Here is a 20911-nt window from a genome sequence, read left to right as displayed (position 1 = left end):
CGTCACCTCCCGCCCGTCGTGACCGCGCCGTCCAGGGAGATCGCGAATCTGGGCGTGATCACCTGGGTGAGGTAGGCGTCCGACAGGTCGCTGTAGAAGCCGATCTCCCGCATCCGGGTGGTGAACGCCTCGGCGTTCGACCGCAGAGCCGCCTGCTCCTCGAACCCGTGGGTGGGAAAGCCGTCGTCGGCCGGCAGTCGGTCGACGTGGAGCCCGTATCGGGTGCGCAGCGTGTCCATGAACTCGTCCAGCCTCAACTGCTCGGTGTGGTACGGGAAGCGCGAGCGTGTGCCGCGCGGATTGGGCCGAAGCAGCGCGATCTGGACGAGGACCTCCAGGAGCGCGCTGTCCATGACGAAGCGGCGGCGGCCCCGGTGGGGCTGGGTGATGACCGCGCCGGGACGGTTCTTGAGCAGCAGCGAGTCGATGGTCTCGACGATGTAGTCGTAGTGGTACTTGCCCCGGTACGCCATGATCAGCTCGATGTACTTCTCGAACGCGCCGAGCCCCATCCCCGCACTGAGCAACGGACGTACCCCTTCGGGCTGTTCGTCGATCGGGGTCTCGTCGAGGAGAGTGTCCATGCGCGACGCGAAGAACTGCTCGCGCCGCTCCCGGTACGCCTCTCCCGCGTACTGCAGCAGCTCGGCGACGGTGAAGAACCCTCGGGACGGCCTGGTGATCTCCTTGGCGTCGGCCAGGTGATCGGCGAACTCGCTCAGCTTGCGTACCACGTAGCCCGCGCGCACGAAGCCGGGGACGCGCCGCAGCCAGACGTCCGCGCTGTGCTCCGCGAGGGCAGCGACCGGGGTGCCGGGCACGCCTGCCGCGTCGACCAGCAGCCCCACCCGGAAAGGGCAGCTCGCGAATCCGCCTGCCGAATCGGCCGTACCCGAGGGGCAGTTCTCCGGTCCGCAAGTGGGTTCGGGCGCAGAACGCTCGACGGCGGACGGCAGCAGTTTCATCGCCTTGAGCTGGCTGAGGGCCAGGTGGAACGCGAAGAGGATCTTCAGATACTCGACCATGACGATACGGGGCAGCAGGTCCTGCAGGGACAGCAGTCGCAGTACGTCGTCGGCGAGCAGGTCGGACTGCCCCGCGCACAGCGGAGGCGCCGAGTACCAGCCCTTGACGGTCGCCGGGGAGTCCTGCTTCACCTGGCTGTTGAGGTGGAGCACGGCCTGCGTCTCGACGTCGACGCCGGTGCCGGCCAGCTGGGTGCCAAGAGCGGGGTCGAGTCCGGTGAAGAAGAAGGCGCGGATCTTCTCCAGCGCCATCGTTCCGCGCCCGCCCCGCGCGTGCCGCAGCATCTCGTAGAGCTGGGCGTCGGCTCCGTAGGCGCGGGAGTGGTGATGGTTGCGGAACTTGTACGTCAGCCCGTGCAGGGGACGCAGCCCCGCAACCGCCTGGTTGGGCCTGCCCCGGTTGACCATGTCCAGGAGCTGGGTCTCGATCCAGCTCCGCGCGATGTCGGGAGAGTCCCGGAAACCCTGGAACTTCTCTGCGTGCTCCTGGGCGCGGAACTCATCGACGAACTCGTTCGCCAGTGTCTTGCCCCGCACCATCTTGCTCGTCTGGCCGTTGTGGTTGACCCGCATCAGGAACCCCGTCAGGACGCGGTCCATCTCCACGCGCTTGAACTCCAGATAGGACACACCCAGATGACGGAATTCGCTGTCCCGCTTGCGCAGCACCATCAGTTCCCCCTCGTCGCGGCGTCGTTCGCCGCACCCACCGGCCCGAGCCGGAGCGCTCCGTCCGGCAGCCGCGTGATCCGGTGCGGCACGCTGCCCGGTGCGGTGAGCAGCACCTCCTGGTAGGAGGTGGCCGACAGCGCGTTCTTGAACACCGCCAGCGCGAGGTTCTGCCCCTGGCGGTCCTCGACCCCCGGCTGATACCCGGAGTGCAGCCGGTCGAGGAGTTCGTACAGGTCGAGGCGGACCACCAGTTCCGCGCGGTGCTCGGCGGATCCGTCCGGTGTCCGTCCCCGGTACCGGACGACGATTTCACGCGAGCTGGTCTCCACGTAGTCGGAGGCCGGAGGCCTGCCGACCTCGATGGTGAACCGGTGGGCGGGGAACAGCCGATGGCTGCGAATGGTCCCCCCGGGCACGGACCTGACCTGGAGCGCCAGGGCCCGTTCACCGTCGTACAGGGCCCCGGGCAGTCCTTCACCCCGGTTGACGGCCTCGATGATCCGGTCCAGTTCCGCCTGGCCGGGTTCGCCCGCGGTGAGGAGGTCCAGGAACCGTCCCCCAACACGGTAGCTGAGCAGGGTTTTCCAGCGTTCGCCGTCCAGGCTCTCGAAGAAGAAGCGGCGCCGGGCCGCGGCGAGGTAGGCGCGGTGCGCGGCGGCTTCCACCGGGTCGGCCGACGGGGTGCGGGGCAGCGCCGCGAACCGGTCGCCGAGCAGTTCCGCGTCATGGCTGCCGCGCTGGTCGACGGAGATCAGGCTGTGACCGCCGTCCGGGCCCACGTAGTCGAGCTTGCGGTCGAGCTGGGGGTCGGGCACGGTCGCGACGTCGAGTTCCCGCAGCTGGGCGAGGAGCCGATCCTGTTCCTGCTCGCCCTCGGTGTGCAGGCCCGCCCAGCCGGTGAAGTAGAAGCTGTCCAGCCGCTCCTGGACGCTGTCGGGACGCTGGTAGAGGGCGTGGATCTGGGCGCAGTCCCGGCCGGAGGTGAGCATGTAGGCCAGGGCGGAACGCAGATCGCGCAGGGTGATGTGGAGTCGTCCGCGCAGATGGGTCATCCGGTACAGGACGGCGAGCCGCTCGGTGATCACAGGCCCGGCGGTCGGGTGCGCGAAGGTCTGCGCATTATGCCGGGCGTAGCAGCGCGGTGCCAGGTCGCAGGAGGCGCAGCCGCTCCAGTGCCGGGGGTCGGTCATCGCCTGGACCATCCGGTGCAGGATGGAGTCCCCGGTGCCCTCGGGGTCGGCGACGACGTCCCGCGCGTTGAGGTTGACGACGGCGATGCCGTGCTCGGCTCTGCCGCTCACCAGTCCCTGGCGGACGGTGTCCGCCAGCAGCGGATAGCAGTCGGCGTGTGCGGTGACGAAGTCGGTCAGGCGCCCTTCGTTGACGGCGATCAGCCGCGTCTGGTCCTGCGGCCAGGCTGCGGCGTCCGCTCCCTGGAACGGCGAGAGGAAGGCGTCGAGGACGGTGTCGTTGTCCTGGTGTCCCTCGTCCTGGCTGCCGTCGTGGTTAGTGTGGAAGGCGCGCCCCCGGAAGACGAAGTCGTCGCCGTTGACACGTTTCTCGCCCATGTCGGCGTTCCGCTTGGCCGCCTCGACGGCCAGCTGTTCGAGAAAGGCCGTCTTCCCGTCACCGGCGTTGCCTGTGATGACGACCAGCAGGTGTCTGCCGGCGAGGACGTCGTCGCGCAGCGCGGTGTCCAGGGCGGTGGCCACGTACAGCGGGAACTGCGCGGGATCGAGCCCGCGGGTGCCCGCGTTCGTCCGCGAGCTCTGGCTGTAGAGGGTCTGGAGATGACCGACGAACGCGTTGGTGCCGTCCCTCCCCGCTCCCGTGGTGCAGGCCGGCTCGGGCTCCATCCGGACCTGCTCGTCCTGCTCCCCGCCGCCACGCGTGCGCCGGACCTCCCCTATGGCCCGTACGGCCGCCAGGAACGCCTCGGCGTCGGGGAACCGGTCGGCACGGCGTGGCTTGACAGATCGCAGCAGTACGTCGGCGAAGGCGCGGCTCAGGTCGCCCAGGCCGCTGATCCTGCGCGGGTCCAGCGCCTCCTCGTCCCTGGGCGGCTGCGCGCGTCCCGGCCAGGGATACGTTCCGGTGAGCGCGATGTAGGCGGAGACACCGAGGGCGTACAGGTCGAGGTCGGCGAGTTCCGCCCGGGTCGGGCGCTGCCGGGCGACGGTGTCCGGGGCCTGGTAGCGCGGCGAGCCGAGAGTGGGCGTCAGGGTGGAGTCGACGGACACCGCCGCGTTGAAGTCCAGCAGCTTCGTGCCGTCGGCAGTCCACAGCAGGTTGCTGGGCTTGATGTCGCAGTGGTAGACGCCGTTGCGGTGCAGATGGTCGAGTCCGGCCAGACAGTCCTCCAGCAGCCGCACCACGTCGGCGGCGCCCAGTCTGCGCTCGCGGGTGGCCGAGGCCTGGAGGTCCTGCCCCTCCACGAACTCCAGCCGCAGATAGGGGAATCCGCCCTTGGGCAGCCAGTCGGCGTCGATGACGCGCACCAGGTTCGGATGCGCCGGCAACCGGCGTAGAATCCCGTACTCGCCCTTCAGCCGGACGCCAACCGACTCCGGATCACTGGTGATGATCTTCAGGACCTCGTCGGTGTCGTCGAGGGTGTTGAACACCTGGTAGACGACACCGAACTTGCCCTGCCCGAGCTTCTTGCGGACGTGGAACTTCTCGGTGAGCCGGAAGCCGGACGGCAGGTCCCGGTAGTTGTAGGGGTTCTCCCAGCCGAAGGGCTCGTCGGGCGTCCCGGGAGCCGACGATCCCGATCCCCCGCCACCTCCGTCGCCGCGCCCCGCTCCGCCTCGCACCAACCGCTCCAGTTCGGCGATCGCCTCCCGTGCGGTCGGCCGCAGTGCCGGATCCGCGGCCAACAGCCGTCGGACCAGCTCCCGTACCTTCGGTGTGACGTCCGCCCCGTCGAGGCTGTCGACCAGGCGGTTTCCGCCGGTCACGAAGGGCAGCTCCCCCGTGTGCAGTTCGTGAAAGAGCACGCCCGCGGCGAAGATGTCGGAGGCCGCGGAGAAGCCCTCGGGACCGCTCAGGCACTCCGGCGCGAGATAGGCCAGGTCGGCGCGCTCGTACGCGTCCATGGCCACGGTCCCGGCCCGCTTCTGACCCGTGTGCGCGTAGTCGAAGCCGGTGATCATCGCCGTGCCGTTGCGCGCCACCAGAACCGTGTCGGGTGTGAGGTGGCGGTGCACGACCCGGTACGCGTGCGCCAGCGCGAGCCCGGTGAGCACACCGGACATGATCCGCCGTCTCGCGTCCGCGCCCAGGGTGCCAGGGCCGCCGGCCATCCGTACCCGCAGCGCTTCGGCGTGCACGTCCTTGAGGACGACCGCGTATCCGGTCTCGTCCTCCAGCGGCAGCACATGCACGCAGGGCACGATGTGCGGGTTGGGCGGCAGCTTGTTGAGGGCCTGGATCGGATTGCCGATCCGTTCCCGCTCCCGGGTGTGCTCCTCCTCCGGCAGCAGCGGATCGACCGCGTGCACCTGGACGAGATAGGTCCCCGAGTTCGGCTGGTCCGGCTGCACCGCCCGGTACACCGACACCCGGTCCTCGGCATCCGCCTCCGCCCCGGCCTCCGGCGCCGGATCCGCTTCGACGAGCGTCTCGACGGCCTGGTAGTGACCGAACCTGGGCAGTCCGGGCTGGGCTCGCGACACGGCGCCCAGGGCACGGGCGATGTCCTCGTGCAGCCCGGCGATCGGGAAGGCGGGCCCGGTCTTGGACGGGCTGTGCGCGCGGAGAAAGGGAACGAGGTCCTTGAGCAGGACGGTGTTCTTCTCGTCCCGGTTGTCGTGGTCGACCAGCTCAGCGTCGTCGAACGGGAGGATCACCAGCTCCTCGCACCACACCGAGCCGAGGGCCGCCGAGATGTGCGACTGCCGCAGCAGGTTCGCCACGGTCTTGGCGTGCTCGCGCAGCTTGCGCACCGGGCTGGGGAAGGGCGCCCGCCCCTGGGGGAACCACCGCTTGCCCCGTACCTCTATACGCCCGTGCGTACCCTTGGTGTCCGCGATGTAGCAGGCACGGTCGGTCAGGATCGCGAGGTCGACCTCGAAGCACTGACGGCCGCGGTAAATCTCGAAGTTGGAGATGACGGTCCACTCGGCGGGGCCCTCGTCCCGGAGATGGCGCAGCACCATGCGCTCGGCGTCGTTGACGGGCTCGCCGACCTTGATGATGCGTGCCATGAGTCCCCCGGGGCCCGTCCGTACCGTTCGCGTGCGTGCGGACGCGGTGCGCGCCGCCCTGCCATGTGCCGGAGTCACTTTAGTACCGGGGGCCGAACCGATAGTCCGGATAGAGTGTTTGCCGGTCAGATCGGTGACGGGGGAGGACACATGTCGCAGTCGTTCTACATCCGAAATCTGAGCAGACGACTGATCGAACGTTTTGAGCCATTCATCGACATGACGGACGAGCCCGGGATCTCGGACAAGAAGCGGAATGAGAAGCTCCTCAGCCGGGCGGTGGCCGCCCTCGCGGTCAAGCGCGAAACGGGGTACGCGGACCGGGAAGCGGCCCTGTCGGTCATCGACGGCCGCGACGACTGGGGGATCGACGCCGTAGCGGTCGAACTGTCCGCGTCCGGTCAGGGCGGGCGGCCGCACATCACGCTGGTCCAGGCGAAGTGGAGCGAGAACGCCACCGCCGGCTTCGGGCAGAGTGAGGTCGACCGTCTCTTCCGCGGCCTCGACTACCTGATGAACCTGGAATTCAGCCGGTTCAACAAGCGCATCGAGCAGCACACGGAAGCCCTTGAAAAGGCTCTGGACAGCGGCTCCCCCAAGATCACTCTGCTGCTGGCCCTGGTGACCGACACCGAACTACACCCGGACACCCGGACGTTGCTCGACTCCGAGGTCAAGAAGCGCAACTGGGCTGAGGAGATGATCGAATGGCGGGTTATCGACCTCCGCGGCCTGTACCAGGAGATCCTCGGCGAGCACGCCGACCGGAAGATCGACCTGGAAGCCTGGGTCGAGGGCGTCGGCCGGGAGGAGATTCCTTTCACCGCCTACTACGGGACGCTTTCCGCGGCCGAGGTCGCCGAGTGGTACGAGACCCACGACCGGCATCTCTTCGCCCGTAACATCCGCGACTCGCTCGACACCGACGTCAACGACAAGATTCGCGCCACTCTCCTCCACGAGCCCCAGAACTTCTGGTATTTCAGCAACGGCATCACCCTGCTGTGCGACCGGATCCGAAAAAAGGGCAAGGGAGCGTTCTCTCCGGGCGCGGGAGCGGGATTCGTCCTGGAAGGGGCCAGCGTCGTCAACGGCGCGCAGACAGTCAGCGCCATGTACCGCGCCATGCAGCGGAATTCGGCCACGGCGCAACTCGGCCGCGTCATGGTCAAAATCATCTCCCTGGAGAACTGCCCCGAGGGCTTCGGCGACCAGGTCACCCTCAACACCAATACCCAGAATCCGATCGAGGAACGGGACTGGAAGTCCCGCGACCCGATCCAGACCGGCCTTCGGGACGACTTCGCACTGTCCCTCGGCCGCACCTACGTGGTGAAGCGCGGAGAGTCGGAGCCCGCCCCCGACAGCGGCTGCACCATGACGGACGCCGCGGAGGCCCTCGCCGCGACCCACCGCAATCCCGAACTGGCCGCGAAGGCCAAGCGGGACATCTCCCTCCTCTGGGAGAAGGCGAACTACCAGGAGGTCTTCGGCCGGACACTCAACACGGCGCCGAGCGCGCAGCAGGTGTGGCGCCGCGTACAGCTGGTACGCGCGGTGAAGGCCGCCCTGGCCGAGCAGAGCGACGACCTCTTCGGCCGGGCCGCGAGCGCCGCCAGCAACGGTGACCTGCTGATCAGCCACGTCGTCTTCCAAAACCTGGACACGGACGGCCTCGACGACGAGCACGCCGACTGGGACGCCCAGCTGGCGAGGGTGCCGGAACTGGTCGAGCGGACTCTGGGCTGGCTCGTCACCACGATCGACAGGGCGTACGGCCCGACGAGCCAGATACTGACCAGCATGCGCACGGCGGAGCGTGTACGTCTGGTCTCGCGCCGCGTCCTGGAGTCGATGCGCTCGGGAGAGGCCACGCCGGACAACGCCGACTACCGCGTCGAGGAGCGGCCCCAGGGCAAGCCGGCCCGCTCGACCAACGCGACCAGTCTCATCGTCAAGGCCGAGCGGATTCGCCCCGGTACGGGTCTGGAGTTCCGGCCGGTCACCCGCCCCGACCGACTGGGCCTGGGCGCCTGGCTGGCCGAGAACCCCGACCGCGCCCGCGCGACCTGGCAGCAGAACACGGCCAGGCCGCTGCGCTGGGCCGCCGACGGCCAGTCGTACGCGCCCAGCACGCTGGTCCGCAAGATCCGCAAGGAGGCCATGGACAACAACCAGCAGGTCCAGGGAACCCTGTACTGGCACATTCCCGGCGAGGGTTCCCTGGTCGACCTCGCCGCGGAGCTGCGGGCCGAGGACGAGTTGACCGCGGGGGACTCCTGACCGCCTAGCCCGTCTGTCGGCCTGGGGATCCGGCCGCCGGGCTCAGGGACTTCTCCAGAGTGATCCCGGCCGGAACCACCTGATCCGGCTCGGTGGTCCACTCCAGGCCACCACCGACCGGCCGGAGGAAGACGAGGCAGCGTGCCGGGCGGGCGTCGGGGCCCGCCGGTTCGTCAGCGGGCTGATAGAGGAGTACGTGCCTCAGCGTGCCCTCGCGCCCGGTCGCGTTGTCCCGGACCAGGCTGCCGACGGGCACGCTGGGGAGCCCGGCGAGCGGGGCGTAGGCGTTCGGACTCTCCCGCTCAGGGGACCGCTTCACAGGATCTGGCCCCGGCTGCGGGCATTGGCCTCGGCGACCTGCGGGCTCAACGCCTCACCTACACGGGCGATTTCGTTGCGCTCGGGCCGTGCGGCCCATTCCCGGCCCCCGCCCCTGGGCCGCAGGTACACCATCTACCAGGAAGGCCCCGGCGGCGGAGAGGCCTTCGATGACCGAGAGACTGTCATGCGGCGGATGCGCCAGTACGATCGCATGAAAGCCTGCGCCCTGCCTCCTGGGGAGTTCGCAGAGTTGATCGAAGAGGCGGTGGAGAAGTTCAAGCTATGCGAGCTACGCCAGACTTGAACGCCGTCCAGTGGCGCAAGGCCAGTTACGGCGGCCAGGAGCAGGGCGATGCCTGCGTCGAGGTCGGCAACGGCATTCCTGGTTTCGTCCCCGTGCGTGACAGCGAGGCTCCGCTGGCTACCGCGCTGTTCCTCACGTCGAACACATGGGGGGCATTCGTCGGCGGGCTCAACCCACCCTTTGACGCCTTCGCCCACGTCCCCGGCCAGCAGCGGGTCGGGACACGCGGCCCATCCGGCCTGTTCCCTCAGCACACCGGGAACAACACCCCCGTGCCCGAGAAGGGCCCGGACCGGGCCTCAGTCAGCTGCGCTGTGCTCCACCACGGCCCGCTCCAGCAGCTCCAGAGCCCTGTCTTCCTTCCGGTCGGCCTCATCACGCTTCCGGTAGGCGGTGCGGATCGTTTCCGCGATGCGTTCGCGGTCGGGCGCGGTGAGGACAGGGACGGGGATCTGAGCCCGGAGCCCCTCGTGAATGTCCTGCTGCTTCCCGCCAGTGGACATGGAACGCAGGACGCGGAACATAGCCTCGGAGCGGAGGAAGGCAAAGAGGTAGGCGCCGGGGATGTCCGGGGTGCCCGTGACCACCCGGAGAAAGTGCTGGGTGTACACGTGCTCAAGCCATGATCCGGTGACGAACATCGCACGGCAGAAGACCTCGTTCTCGCCATGCGTGCCTTGCGAGGGAATCATGACTGTCTCATCCCTGGCGAAGATCCCCGGCGGAGCTTGGCTCGGGCTGATCCAACGCCCCTCGGGCCGGATCCAGAACCCTTGTCTCTGCCCGATCAAGCGGACTGCCCCGTGGCCCGGCTCGGCATCAATGCGCTTGAAACGCACGCCGGAGCCGAGCTGCCCACCCTTGCAGATCTCGCCAAGCGTCACATGATCGACGTCGCGCAGCTGCTTCAGGATCCGCTCTGCCCTGGGCTGAAAGTTGAGGGCGCGCAACGTCGTAGACGTCAACCCTCGCTGCACAAAGCCGAGATCCTGAACCCGGTCGTCATGCCACCGCAGGTCGAGCAGTTCCTCAAGCCCCGCCGTCTTGAACAGATCCTCGGTCGCCCCGACCGACCACGCCTGGAACTCAGCCCTCAGCGCAGCCGCTTCCTCCACCAGCTCGTGGATCTCCTGTTCCAGCGCCGGGTCGAACCGTGGCACAGGCAGCCAGGAAATATGGTGGGGCTCGATGTGCTGGATGATCGCCCCGTACGCCTGGCTGGTGACGATGGGGACACCAAAGCGGCTGCGCAGGAATGTGTTCAGGTAACCGGGAGGAATTCGTTCCGGATCCGGCTGGACCTTCATGACGTGCTGGGAGGACCAGATACCCGCCATGTCCTCGCGGACGTAGGACATCCGGCCGATCGTCCCGGAACAGGAGATCAGCGTCATCCCGGGCTGGATCTCCAGGTACGGAATCTTGTCCGCCACCCTGGCCCGGCTCAGGAGCGGCAGGTGGGTCAGGTCCGCTTCCATCATGTCCGTGCTGCCGAGGAACGGCACCGCTTGCGCTGGATCGGTGACGTAGACGCGGCTGAACTTGGGCCCGTTGAAAATTCCTCCGCCGTGCCCAGCAGTCAGCTCGTCCAGCTTGTCCTTGCGAACCGGCAACCGCTCCAACAACTTCCGCGCTTCGAACGCCCCCGAAAGATAGGGCGCCGCGTCCATCCGCAGCCCCTGCTCCCGCAGCCAACTCTGCCGTACCGGATTGTCCTTGGACGCGATCTTCACTGCGCGTACTCCGTCGTCGTGTGTGCCGTCGTGGTCTCGGCCGGGAACCAGTCCGCGAGCGTCGCCCTTAGGTGCTGGAACGACGCGTCCGTGCAGCCGCGTACGGAGGGGACCGTCTCCGCGTAGCGCCGGAAGATGCCGTTGTTCTTGGGGCCGGTGTACTTCTTCTCATGCAGGTACTCGACCGCGCGCTTCGGGTCATCGGGTTTGTCCTTGCCGGGGCCCCACAGACCGGCGTCCTCCAGCACCTGACGCGGGGTGCGCTCGTCCCCCTTACCGGGGGGCCGCCAGACGAGGGCCTTCTTGATGGCCGGGGTGTGGTCCGACCAGAACCAGTTCTCCAGCTCCGGTTCGATGACGACCACCGCGAACTGCGGCCAGTGGTCCTCCAGTTGCGCTGTGATGCGCTTGCGGATCTCGTCCGGGGGCAGCGGGTTGTCGTAGGCGTGATCCTGCACCACGATCGCGCGACGGTACTCGCCGCGCCAGGGCTGGAGCAGCGCACCGGCCCTGAGCGGCAGCTCGGAGTCCTTGTGCGGCGCGAGCTTGATGTCCCGCCCGCCGTCGAAGGCGAACGGACCGCAGCCGAGCTTGTGGTGGATGTCCCTCCGGTCCAGGAAGGCGCCGATCATGGCCTTAATGCCCTGGTCGGCCACGTAGAAGACGACGTCCCGCTTCCCGGACTCGTCCGGCGGCCCGGTCTGCTGTCGCGGAACCGGCGCGGTAGATCCGTTCCCGTTTCCGTTCCCGCGCGGTGCCCGCCGCGCAGCCCCCTTGCTCACTCGAAAACCCCCGTCGCGAACAGCGTCCCCAGATCGAGATCCCCACGCCAGTCGGCCAGTCGCGGGTGCAGGTCGCCCCGTACGACGGTGACCGCGCCGGTATCGTGGTCGACGCGGGTGGCGAGTACGTGGGGCAGCTCCACGTTGGCCAGGACCAGCGGTGACTGCGTGGCGACGAGTACCTGACAGTCCCGTACGGCCTGGAGTGCCTGCATGACGATCTCGATGGCCTGCGGGTAGATGCCGTTCTCCGGTTCCTCGGTGACCAGGAGGGCCGGCGGGTTGGCCATGAAGGCCGGCAGGGTCAGGGCAAACACGCGCAGGGTGCCGTCGGACAGGCCGGAGGAGGTGACCTGGTGGCCGCCCGCGTAGGTCACGCGGAAGTACGCGTGGCGATCGTCCTCGCGCTCGACGACGTCGATCTCCCGCACCTGCGGCAGGGCGATCCTGACCAGGTCCACCCAGGCGTCGTACAGCTCCTTGTCCTCGTGCTTGAGACACAGGGCCAGCCACGGGGTGTTACGGCCGACGGGGTCGAGTTGAGGCGTGCGGCCCGCGGGCGGAGCGGCCTGGCGCAGGGCCGCCCAGTCGGGGGCGTAGGACAGCGTGCCCTCGCGCAGCAGGCCGCGGAACCACAGGGCCGCGGGGAAGTGACCCTCGTCGAACGGAACCGTGTCCAGCGCGAGCCTGCTGTGCGGGCTCTGCCAGGTCAGCGGGGGCTGCCCGCCGGCCTCGGAGGTGAAGCGTGAGACCCGGCCCCCGGTACGGGCGATCACCGGCCGCCAACTCTCGTCCCAGGCCCACCGGACGCGATAGCTGCCGCCCCGGCCGGTGGCGATCTTCTCGTCCGGGTCCTCGAAGGCCCGCTCGCCTGGTACCGGACGCACCGGATGCCCCTCGGGGAAGAGCACGAGGTACTCCGCCGCGATCTCGATGCCCCGGCCGTCATCGACCGGGGCGAGGTGCAGCTCGTACCGCAGATGTGTGGGCAGCGGGAGACGCGGGTTGCGGGTGGCCTCCGCGAGCACCTCGGTGACCTCGTCCGGGAGCCGCGCCTCCACCGCGAAGCCGAAATCGCTGTCCCTCCCCCGGTGGACCGGCTCGGTCAGGGACTGCGCACGCGGCGGACGGCCGGTACGGGCGGACGGCCGCAGGAAGGCGTCCTCGATCCGCTCGGCGCCGAGCAGCTCGGCGAGCAGGATCGGGATGTCGAGCAGGGTGCTCTTGCCCGAGCCGTTGGCGCCGGCCAGCACGTGGAAGCCGGACAGGTCTACGGCGAGGTTCTCGAAACAGCGGTAGCCGTACGCCTCGATACGGGTGATCATGCGCCGGCGTTCCAGGGGAACTCGTGGGCGTACCGCGCGGCGAACTCGTGGTAGGCCTTGGCGATATTCGGCAGGTCGTTGTCGATCTTCTGCACGCTGCGCCGGATCTCCCGCGGCACCTCCACGCCGCCGATCCGCAAGATCTCGCGCTCCACCTCTTCCTCGGCCACCACCTCCCCGTCGGGGGTACGCACGTAGACCTTGTTCCCTCGCCGGTCCACGCCGACCTTCTCCGCGACCGCCATGAACACGGGGTAGTCGGCGGCCCCGAACTCCATCTCCTCCTGCCGCTCCTGGTCGGTCTTGCGGCGCAGGAAGAGGAGGGTGGTGAGAATGTTGACGTTGGCTTCGGCGATGAAGGTCTCGACGGGGAGTTCCACGCTGCCCAGTACCCAGCACTGGTCGAGGATGAAGCGCCGCACCGCCTCGTCGGCGGGGCCGGGATTGGACAGGATTCCGTTCGGCAGGACGATGCCGATGCGCCCGCCCGGCTTGACCCACTCCACGGCACGCTGCACGAACAGCCGCTCGGGGGAGACGGCGGTCGCCCCGTCGCCCCTTGTCAGCTCGCCCTCGCTGTTCTTCGCCCAGGTGTAGGCCACACCGTACTGGCCGCCGCTCTGGCGGAAGGAGTTGAGGATCATGTCCTCGGAGACGGGGATGTCCGAGCCGAACGGCGGGTTCGTCATCAGGACGTCCACCGCGCCCAGCCTTATCTGCGGGAAGCCGAACGCCTCGTCGTTGCCCGGCAGATGGCCGTCCGGGAACGCGAGCGAGTCCATCTGGAAGGCGTGCCCCGCCGTGTCCGTGAGGGTCATCAGGCTCATCACGGTGGCCCGGCGCAGGAAGGGGTCGAAGTCGGCCCCGAAAAGGTGCTCGTCCGCGTAGGCGGCCAGGCGCCGACGGTAGTCGGCCATCTGCCGGGCGAGTTCCTGGGCGTTGGTGAAGGTGCCGTTCTCGGCCTTCTGCCACTTGCGCAACAGGTGGTTCAGGGTCTCCCGCAGGAAGCCGCCGGTACCGCAGCAGGGGTCGAAGACGGTCTCGTCCTCCTGCGGATCGAGGATGTCGACGACCAGCTTCACCGCTTCGTTGGGCGTGAAGTACTGGCCGCGGTCGCCGCGCAGGTTGTCCCCGACGAGTTCCTGGTACGCGACGCCCTTGGCGTCGATGTCGGTCGTGCCCAGGTCGTACGGCGCCAGTTCACCGACGATGAAGGTGAGCGCGGGGACGGACAGCGTCAGCTCGTCACGGTTGTCGAAGAGCCCCTGCTTCTTGTAGAAGTCCTTGACCTCTTCGAAGAGCTTCTTGACCCGGGCCGCCACCTCAGGGCTGCCCGCCCTGCGCTGGGCGCCGCTGGCAGTGGTCTCTGTCCTGACCAAGTCCTCGATGTCGATGCGGAACCGCGGTTCGCGCCCATGCTCGCGGACCATGCGCTCGTCGTAGATCTTCGCGAACAGGACGTAGAGGAACTGCCAGAACGCCGCGTCCTTGGGCAGCCCCTCGTTGCCGTGGATGTAGTTGTGGCAGCGCCGGAAGGCGAAGCGCAGCATGTACTTGTCCGCGCGCCGGATCTCCGCCAGGGAGGACGCGTCACGGGCGGCATCGAAGGCCGTGTCGTCGCCGCGCGGCCAGTTCGGCAGGGGGCGGAAGCGGTCCTCGAACCGGAGCTCCCGGCCCTCGTCGTCCTTCTTGAGTCGCTCCACGAAGTACAGGTCGATGTCATCGGTCCACAGGCCCAGATGGCACTGCGGCCCCACCACGCTCATCAGCGACTGGAGGTCGTCGATGTCTTTCGTCGCCTGCTCGTGCGTGCGGATCTTGGTGACGGTGCGGCCCGTCCGGGGACGCGGCTTGGTGATGACGATGCGCCGCAGATACTCCAGGCGATGCGGCTTGTTGGCCTCGAAGACAGCGATGCTGACCTTCTTCCGGCTCTTGCGGGTGCCCTCACCGGCCGGAATCTCGATCGTGTAGTCCCGCGCCATGTCGTCGGGATTGATCCCGTACTGGTGCACGAGGACCCGGGCGATGTGCTGCCGGACCTTTTCGGCCTCGGTCAGCTTAAGGACGTCCTGACCGGTGATGTAGTCGATCGTCTCGTCGTCCCCGAGCGCGCGCGGCGGCGAGACCTCCCCGGACCGCTTCTTGGGCTCCTCCGGCACGGAAAATCCAAGGCCCAGCTGCTCGTCCGCCATATCCGCCGTCTGCTCCGTCCCGACTTCCACCACGCCCGACCTGTGCTCTGCGACGGGCCCATCCACTGTGCGGACCCACCTTACGGCGTGGTGCGTGACAGGAATCGCGGAGTGAGCCGAACACCGCGCGGTGAGCCGTGCGGACGCCTCGAAACGGCGACGCGCCTCCCGGATCCGCCGACGGCACTTCACCCTGCATACTTGGCCGCCGACGGGTCGGACGGGTCGTCGCGCGGCAGGAGCAGGGTGGTCTCCGTGCCGTCGAAAACGTGCAGCGTGGTGGTCGCGCGGTTCCACCTCCGGATCATCGAACCGGGCGGAGCCGTCACCCGGACCGCACCGTCCTGGAGGGCGAGACGGACCCCGGTGGCGCGTTCCGCGAGCAGCACGCGGTAGCGGTCCGAGGGCAGGGGGCAATCACCGGGCGGCGTCTTACCACCCCAGTCGAGGGCGTCGACGCCGCGGGCGCGGGCCGCCTGCCACAGGCGCGGGACGAGACGGCGCGTACGGCACAGCGGCCCGCACCCGGCGCTTGCTGCCGCAGAAGACCAGCACACTGCCGCCGTCCGCGGACGGCGGCGCCTCCACGCAGCAGATCACCGCGCCGACCGGCGACGCAATGCAGCTCAGCTCGCCCTACTGGGGCGGCCGACAGTGAAGCAGCGCGTCGTCGCTCGCGCTTAAGGAAAACCCCGCCGACCGCGCGATTGTCCGGATGGCACGACTCCCATGCGAAATCCGCGAGTCTGACCGAGGAACCCTCTGCACGCCCTCTGCACGCCTGGCCACCAAGTGGCCACCCGCTCGACCTGGACAGGGCCGGGGAGATCGGCAGCCATGAACAAATGCTGGGGTCACAGCCCCGCAATCCGCAACCGCCACTGGCCGTCAACTCCGCACCTACGCATTGCGATGCACGGACTGCACGTGCCCGATTGGCCCGAATTTCAAGATCAACAAAAACAAGAAACCCCAGGTCAGATGTCTAACCTGGGGTTCACCATAGAGCCGCCTTCGGGATTCGAACCCGAGACCTACGCATTACGAGTTGTCCGATCTTGGTCCGGAGCCGTCCGGGACCATCCGCCAGATCCGAAAAGGCTGAGGTCAACCGGCTTGCTGGATACCTTCGGACGGAGCTGGATCACTGCGGATACCGGGCCAAGTGAGACCCCATCTGAGCCCACGTGGGTCGCTTTGCGAATCGGGGTTGAGCCTCAGACGAGCCGGTACACCCGGGCACCGCCGCTAGCGCGAGCGATGACCCCAAGGGCTTCGAGGCGCTTCAACTGATAATGCACAGCAGACTTACTCGTAAGCCCCACCTCGGCCCCGATCTCTTCGAGCGTGGGGGGCACTCCCCCGTCTCGGCTATCGCGCCCCTGATGCAGCGAAGGATCTGCGCCTGGCGCTCAGTGAGACTCACTGCCGGTCCCATGCGCGCAAGCATGCTGCCGTAGCTCGATCCGCCCGGCAGGGCTCAGCGGGTGCCGTGCCAGAACCATGGAGAGCGCCAGCAACCGGCGGCGCAGTGCAGTACGGCCCGACTGCTGGGCAAGCTGAGCGTAGGTCGCACTCCACTCCCGCTGCATGCGTACTAGATCATCGGGAATCGAAGGTTCCACACATTCGACTAAATCACATGCTCGATTCTTTGGCCAAGGCGGAGCGCTACGGCGGCGACCCTGGAAATGTTCCTGTGGCAGCGAATCGCGCGGGGCCCTCGCACGTGCCAGCAGGGTTTGCATCCATAACCACTTCGCCCCGAAGCAGTCTGGGCGCTCGACCTAGACTGGCGTGCGGGGCTGCAAATCGCTATCCCGACAGAAAGATTTTCCCCGCCAGAAGCGCATGTAGAGACTTCCCCGTAACCTGGATTGCCTGACCTCCACTCCTAATCGGGACGGCGAACACACTCCCTTTTCCAAGCTCGACGATACCCGACCCCTCCACGATAAACGGCTTCGCGGGATCCGATTGCGCCGGAACATAGACGTAAAGGAGATGCCCCCCGTCTATGCTAACGGAGTCCAGACGAAGGTTAGCTATCGCTGGATGAACCTGATTTCGCAGTGTCGCTTCGATTGACTTTTCCAGTCGTCCGTCCAGGGAGATAGGGGAAATCCTGCAAATCTCATCCCCGCTCCCCTTATTCTTGGTAAACATTCCATACACCAAAATGCCACCAAGTCGCGAATTTGCAAACTGGGCAACATCTTTGGCTAGCGTGAACTTTCCAGCCGATTTACTGAGGTCTGGCAACTGAGACTTTGCCTCAAACCACTCGTTCTCGTGTAGACCGATGAACCGCCATACCTCACCGTTCTTCAGTGCCTCACAAGCGTCTTCGGCAGTCTCTAGCTGGACTTCGAGCGATCTCATCGTGCTCTGCTGCAAGGCAAGCGCCGCATCAAACAGGGACCGCACGGTTATTGAGCTGCCCCCGATTCCGCGGCAGGTCAAACTCCAATAGGACCCGTCGCCATCCGCATATCGAAAGCACTCCAATACAGCGATACCATACCTTCGAAGGAAGTGAGAAACGTATGCTTTCACTTCTCTATCCTGGGAAGCCTCGTGCAGGTGCACAACCAGGAATGTTTCTGTATCCCTCTCGGGATTGCTGTACACGTGTATCCCTGGCTGCCTACCTTTAGGGTCAGACCAGTAAATGTTTACGTCATACCCGACAACCTGCGCAACTTCCTCCACCAGTTCGGTGGACGGCACATCTCCCTCGATTTCTGGATTCCACTCAATTGTGAAATCGATCTGGTTCGTCTCATACGTTAAGGCCACTCCGTTAGTTAGAAGCAACTTTCCATAGCTGCGCGATTCGGAACTTCGCTCCCGCTGGATTCTCTCTACGTAGGACATCCTGAAATGATTACACGAAGCACGGTCGCGAGGAACGCCTTTTTCGACAAGCGCACCGCTGGGGCCGGGCCGGCCGGGGGCAGACAGGCATCAAGGCCGCGCTTCAAAGGCGGCGCGGCCTTGATGACGTAGGGAAAGCTCTACCGACCTCGCACAGCAACAGCTTTCAAGAGCGTTCAGCTTCACGAACCCGAGGTGCTTCTGACCAGCGCGTTCTTTGGATCAGCGTGGCTCTGAGCGGCTTCCCTGGCCACAGGTTGGCCAAGAGCGTGGCCCGCGCAAGGCCCAGAACAGGGCCAAACCAGCGGATGCTACTTCCGGTCGCGGTTCACTTCTCGCCGGGCAACGGAAGGGAAAGCGCGCTTCCGATCATGCTGCGGCCACCGCCAACTACCTCCCTCGCTGTGCTCGCCCCGAGCGTGAAGATTGCTACAAGAGCCACCGCATCGGTGGAGGCACTCACAGCTTCAGCTACAGGCGGCCAAACGATCATCAGTACGAGGATGATCACGATTGCCCACGGATATCGCAGACGGTTTGACAGATGCCTCGGGGTTGGGGCCAGACTCACTGTTGAACCTCCGGGTTCGTAGCCCATCACGCAGCCCTTGCTTCCAGGTCGGAGCCGCGTGGTGGGCTTCTGACTGTTACGAACAGGGTGCCGTGCCGGGGAATCCGGCAGGGCGAGTTCAGGCGCGGTTGCAGTCAGTCCGTGAGGCCCGAGAGGCCAACCAACTTAGTGGGTACCCACTAGAAATTCGGCCACCACATACTCCCTGCTCAGGGCGCTGAAACCGTACGCCGTGCCGACTTCAGCTACACGTAGTCCCAGGTAGAACAGTTGGCCTTAGTTAGCCCTAGTTAGACATAGCTAGCGGAAACTCGTAGAAACGCGCTCAGAATTGTGGCCGAAAATAGCGTCTCGACTGGGGAGTGAAACGCTTCACCCATCACCTCACCCAGCTCCCATCCCGTCTGCCGTCAACCCACAGCGTGGAGCGGGTGTAGTTCGTGGCGTTCAGGTGAAGCGTGCCATCGTACGAATGACCTTGACGCCATGGGCCACCATGGCTCGACGGCCTTACGACTGGAGGCAGTGTGAGCGTCCCCGGCTACGCTGGTACGCACCACTTCAGAACGGAGAGTGCTCCACGGATGGGACCGAAGACAGCGAAGGTCTACGAGGCAATTCGTGCGCGGCTCGCGTCTGGTGAGCTTGCCCCCGGAGACAAGCTGCCATCAGAGCGAACGCTCGTGGAGGAGCTCGGCATCGGCCGGACAGCACTTCGGCAAGTCCTGGCGCGCCTGGTGACAGAAGGCGCCCTAGAGGTTCGAGGCCGGAGTTCGTACCGGGTCCCCGGCGCGGTGAGCGTTGAGACACCGGACAACCTGGAACCGTGGCGCATCCACGGTAAGCGGAGCGTTTACGACAACCGCTGGGTGGAGCTCGAACTCTGGGACGTGGAACCTCCCGGAGTGCAGCGCTTCGAGCACCACGTGGTGAAGCTCCACCACGTGGCCATCACTGCGGTTCTGGACGATCAAGACCGCGTGTTGATGATGTGGCGGTACCGCTTCGTTCCACAGCAATGGGGATGGGAGCTCCCCGGCGGCATCGTGGACGAGGGCGAGGAGCCCGCGAACACGGCGCTCCGCGAGGTCGAGGAAGAGACCGGTTGGCGGCCAAAGTCCGTGGAACACGTCGTCACCTATCAACCCATGGTCGGCATGGTCGACTCACCGCACGAGATCTTCGTGGGCCACGGGGCCAAGCAAGTCGGTTCACCCACGGATCTCGAAGAGGCGGGCCACATCGAGTGGGTCCCGCTGACTGACATTCCGGGGCTGATGGCACGCGGTGAGCTGATGGGTTCCGGCACCCTCGTGGCCCTGCTCCACATCCTGGCGAGCCGCGGCAAACAGGGTGCTACAGCCGCGCGCTAAGGAGGTCGACGCGGCGACGCTGCCTGACTGAACCGGTGCGACTCGCCAAGAGTCGCGCTTGCCTCAGGTGCGTGTTCGCCTCGTCGTACTCAGCCCGTACCAAGTGAGCCTGTACGAGGTCCGCGTGAAGCCCCGCCTTCGCGCGGACAAAGGTCGGGTCCACCACTTCAAGAGCGCTATACAGGCTGGTCACGGCGTCACTGTCGCCCAGTAGGGCAAGGACGTTGCCTCGCCACCGGGCGAGGTGGGCGCCGTTCAGGAAGATGCTCAGCATGTCCGGGTCTCGGTCTTCGGAGCCGGGCGGGATGCTCGCCCCGGCTGCATCGAGCGCCCGCAGGCAGTCGTCCGGCATTCCTGCGTGGGCGCACAGCTCCGCTTCAGCGGCGTACAGCCACGCTCGCAGGCGGGGAGACCCAGCCTGTCCAAGTGTGCGTTGCGCATCGCGGACCAGCTCAAGGCCGAGAGGCGCTCGGCCAGCCTCGCAGAGTACGTACGCCTGCTCGGCCATGGCGTGAGCGAGGTACATGGGGGCTTCAGCGTCGCGCGCTGCCCGCTTCGCAAGTTCATAGTGCCGCCAAGCCCGTTCGACCGCTCCAGAGTCGATGGCCTGCCATGCGGCGAGGGTCGACGCACCCGCAAGTGCGAGTGCCACGGGGCGCCGCGTGCTGGGGAGGACTGCGAAGTTCAACGCGTCTTCGAGCGCGCCGAGATGCCCCGTCATCTGGTCCACAAGGCCGGACGCGCCCATCTGGCGGTCCATGGTGCGCAGCAACTCGGTCTGGTCGTTGAACGTCTTCACCATGGATTCGCCGACGCTGCTCGCTGAATCGATCCGGCTCAGCAGGTCGTCGTACCCATCGGCCATGGACGGAGCAGCCGCGAGCGGATCGCCCCTCAACTCGCCGTCCGTAAGCCCGAGAAGCGCCCGCAGAATCACGGCGTAGCGGTCCGAGATGGCGCGCTTCCCGTTCTCCCACTCGGACACGTACACGCGCAGGCTGGCGGTCGATGCGACGTCGGTGAGGTGCTGCCGGGCATATTGCTCGATCTCACGGATCAGTCGCTCCTGAGACCAGCCTCGCGCTGTTCGTGCACTCCGAAGTCCTGTGCTCACAGGCCACCGTCCGGCTATAGGTCCACTCACTGACCTTTCCAGCATGCCTTACATCGCCGCAGGTCAACAGGGGTTAACAGGACGGGAGTTAAGTCCTGTTGGCTACCGAGACCCCTCTGTCAGGCGGT

13 protein-coding genes and 1 pseudogene are annotated in these 20911 nt (G+C 66.8%); 3 read left to right on the top strand and 11 right to left on the bottom strand.

Annotated elements, in window-relative coordinates:
- Nucleotides 1-2 precede the first annotated feature (2 nt).
- On the bottom strand, nucleotides 3-1697 hold the full coding sequence (gene mads7 / locus ACZ6ZP_RS21495; RefSeq protein ID WP_469407893.1) for a methylation-associated defense system protein MAD7: 1695 nt from the start codon (nucleotides 1695-1697) through the stop codon (nucleotides 3-5).
- Nucleotides 1697-5905 (bottom strand): methylation-associated defense system protein kinase MAD6, encoded by a 4209-nt coding sequence (gene mads6, locus ACZ6ZP_RS21490; RefSeq protein ID WP_469407891.1) that lies wholly within the window; start codon nucleotides 5903-5905, stop codon nucleotides 1697-1699. The genes mads7 and mads6 overlap by 1 nt, the downstream gene beginning before the upstream one ends.
- Before the next feature lie 219 nt (nucleotides 5906-6124).
- Here mads6 and ACZ6ZP_RS21485 point away from each other — a divergent pair, with 219 nt between their 5' ends.
- Entirely contained in the window at nucleotides 6125-8188 is a 2064-nt protein-coding gene (locus tag ACZ6ZP_RS21485) for an AIPR family protein (RefSeq protein ID WP_469407889.1), read from the top strand.
- Nucleotides 8189-8192: 4 nt separating this feature from the next.
- Here ACZ6ZP_RS21485 and ACZ6ZP_RS21480 read toward each other — a convergent pair whose 3' ends face one another.
- Nucleotides 8193-8507: a hypothetical protein gene (locus ACZ6ZP_RS21480; protein WP_469407887.1), complete on the bottom strand. Its 315-nt coding sequence runs from the start codon at nucleotides 8505-8507 to the stop codon at nucleotides 8193-8195.
- A gap of 284 nt (nucleotides 8508-8791) precedes the next feature.
- Between ACZ6ZP_RS21480 and ACZ6ZP_RS21475 the strand changes: the two are divergent.
- A pseudogene (locus ACZ6ZP_RS21475) lies at nucleotides 8792-8971 on the top strand (DUF397 domain-containing protein); the annotation flags it as partial.
- A 141-nt stretch (nucleotides 8972-9112) separates the two neighbouring features.
- On the opposite strand, the gene mads5 reads toward ACZ6ZP_RS21475, so the two are convergent.
- The 7 genes from mads5 to ACZ6ZP_RS21440 all read right to left on the bottom strand — a co-directional run bounded on the left by mads5 (nucleotide 9113) and on the right by ACZ6ZP_RS21440 (nucleotide 17725).
- A complete protein-coding gene (mads5, locus tag ACZ6ZP_RS21470; protein WP_469407885.1) occupies nucleotides 9113-10546 on the bottom strand; it encodes a methylation-associated defense system restriction endonuclease subunit S MAD5 in 1434 nt (477 codons plus the stop codon).
- Entirely contained in the window at nucleotides 10543-11328 is a 786-nt protein-coding gene (gene mads4 / locus ACZ6ZP_RS21465) for a methylation-associated defense system protein MAD4 (RefSeq protein ID WP_469407883.1), read from the bottom strand. Before mads4 ends, mads5 begins: the two co-directional genes overlap by 4 nt.
- Nucleotides 11325-12653, bottom strand: coding sequence for a methylation-associated defense system AAA family ATPase MAD3 (gene mads3, locus ACZ6ZP_RS21460; RefSeq protein WP_469407882.1), 1329 nt, complete (start codon nucleotides 12651-12653; stop codon nucleotides 11325-11327). Before mads3 ends, mads4 begins: the two co-directional genes overlap by 4 nt.
- Nucleotides 12650-14848, bottom strand: a complete 2199-nt coding sequence (mads2, locus tag ACZ6ZP_RS21455) for a methylation-associated defense system DNA methyltransferase MAD2 (protein ID WP_469407881.1) — start codon at nucleotides 14846-14848, stop codon at nucleotides 12650-12652. The genes mads3 and mads2 overlap by 4 nt, the downstream gene beginning before the upstream one ends.
- Nucleotides 14849-15036: 188 nt before the next feature.
- A complete protein-coding gene (locus ACZ6ZP_RS21450) occupies nucleotides 15037-15405 on the bottom strand; it encodes a hypothetical protein (protein WP_469407880.1) in 369 nt (122 codons plus the stop codon).
- Between the two features lie 660 nt (nucleotides 15406-16065).
- Nucleotides 16066-16206, bottom strand: a complete 141-nt coding sequence (locus tag ACZ6ZP_RS21445; RefSeq protein WP_469407878.1) for a LexA family protein — start codon at nucleotides 16204-16206, stop codon at nucleotides 16066-16068.
- Between the two features lie 457 nt (nucleotides 16207-16663).
- Entirely contained in the window at nucleotides 16664-17725 is a 1062-nt protein-coding gene (locus tag ACZ6ZP_RS21440; RefSeq protein WP_469407877.1) for an AlbA family DNA-binding domain-containing protein, read from the bottom strand.
- 1155 nt (nucleotides 17726-18880) lie between these two features.
- Between ACZ6ZP_RS21440 and ACZ6ZP_RS21435 the strand changes: the two genes are divergently transcribed.
- Entirely contained in the window at nucleotides 18881-19669 is a 789-nt protein-coding gene (locus ACZ6ZP_RS21435; protein ID WP_469407875.1) for a GntR family transcriptional regulator, read from the top strand.
- On the opposite strand, the gene ACZ6ZP_RS21430 is transcribed toward ACZ6ZP_RS21435, so the two are convergent.
- The gene (locus ACZ6ZP_RS21430) at nucleotides 19653-20783 is read right to left on the bottom strand and encodes an XRE family transcriptional regulator (RefSeq protein ID WP_469407874.1); all 1131 of its coding nucleotides are present in this window, start codon (nucleotides 20781-20783) and stop codon (nucleotides 19653-19655) included. The two genes, ACZ6ZP_RS21435 and ACZ6ZP_RS21430, sit on opposite strands and share 17 nt — an antisense overlap.
- Between the last annotated feature and the right edge of the window lie 128 nt (nucleotides 20784-20911).

This window comes from Streptomyces sp. NPDC054047 (genome assembly GCF_055585065.1).
The sequence above is the reverse complement of the archived record's forward strand: the minus strand, read 5'-3'. Positions and strand labels throughout refer to the sequence as shown.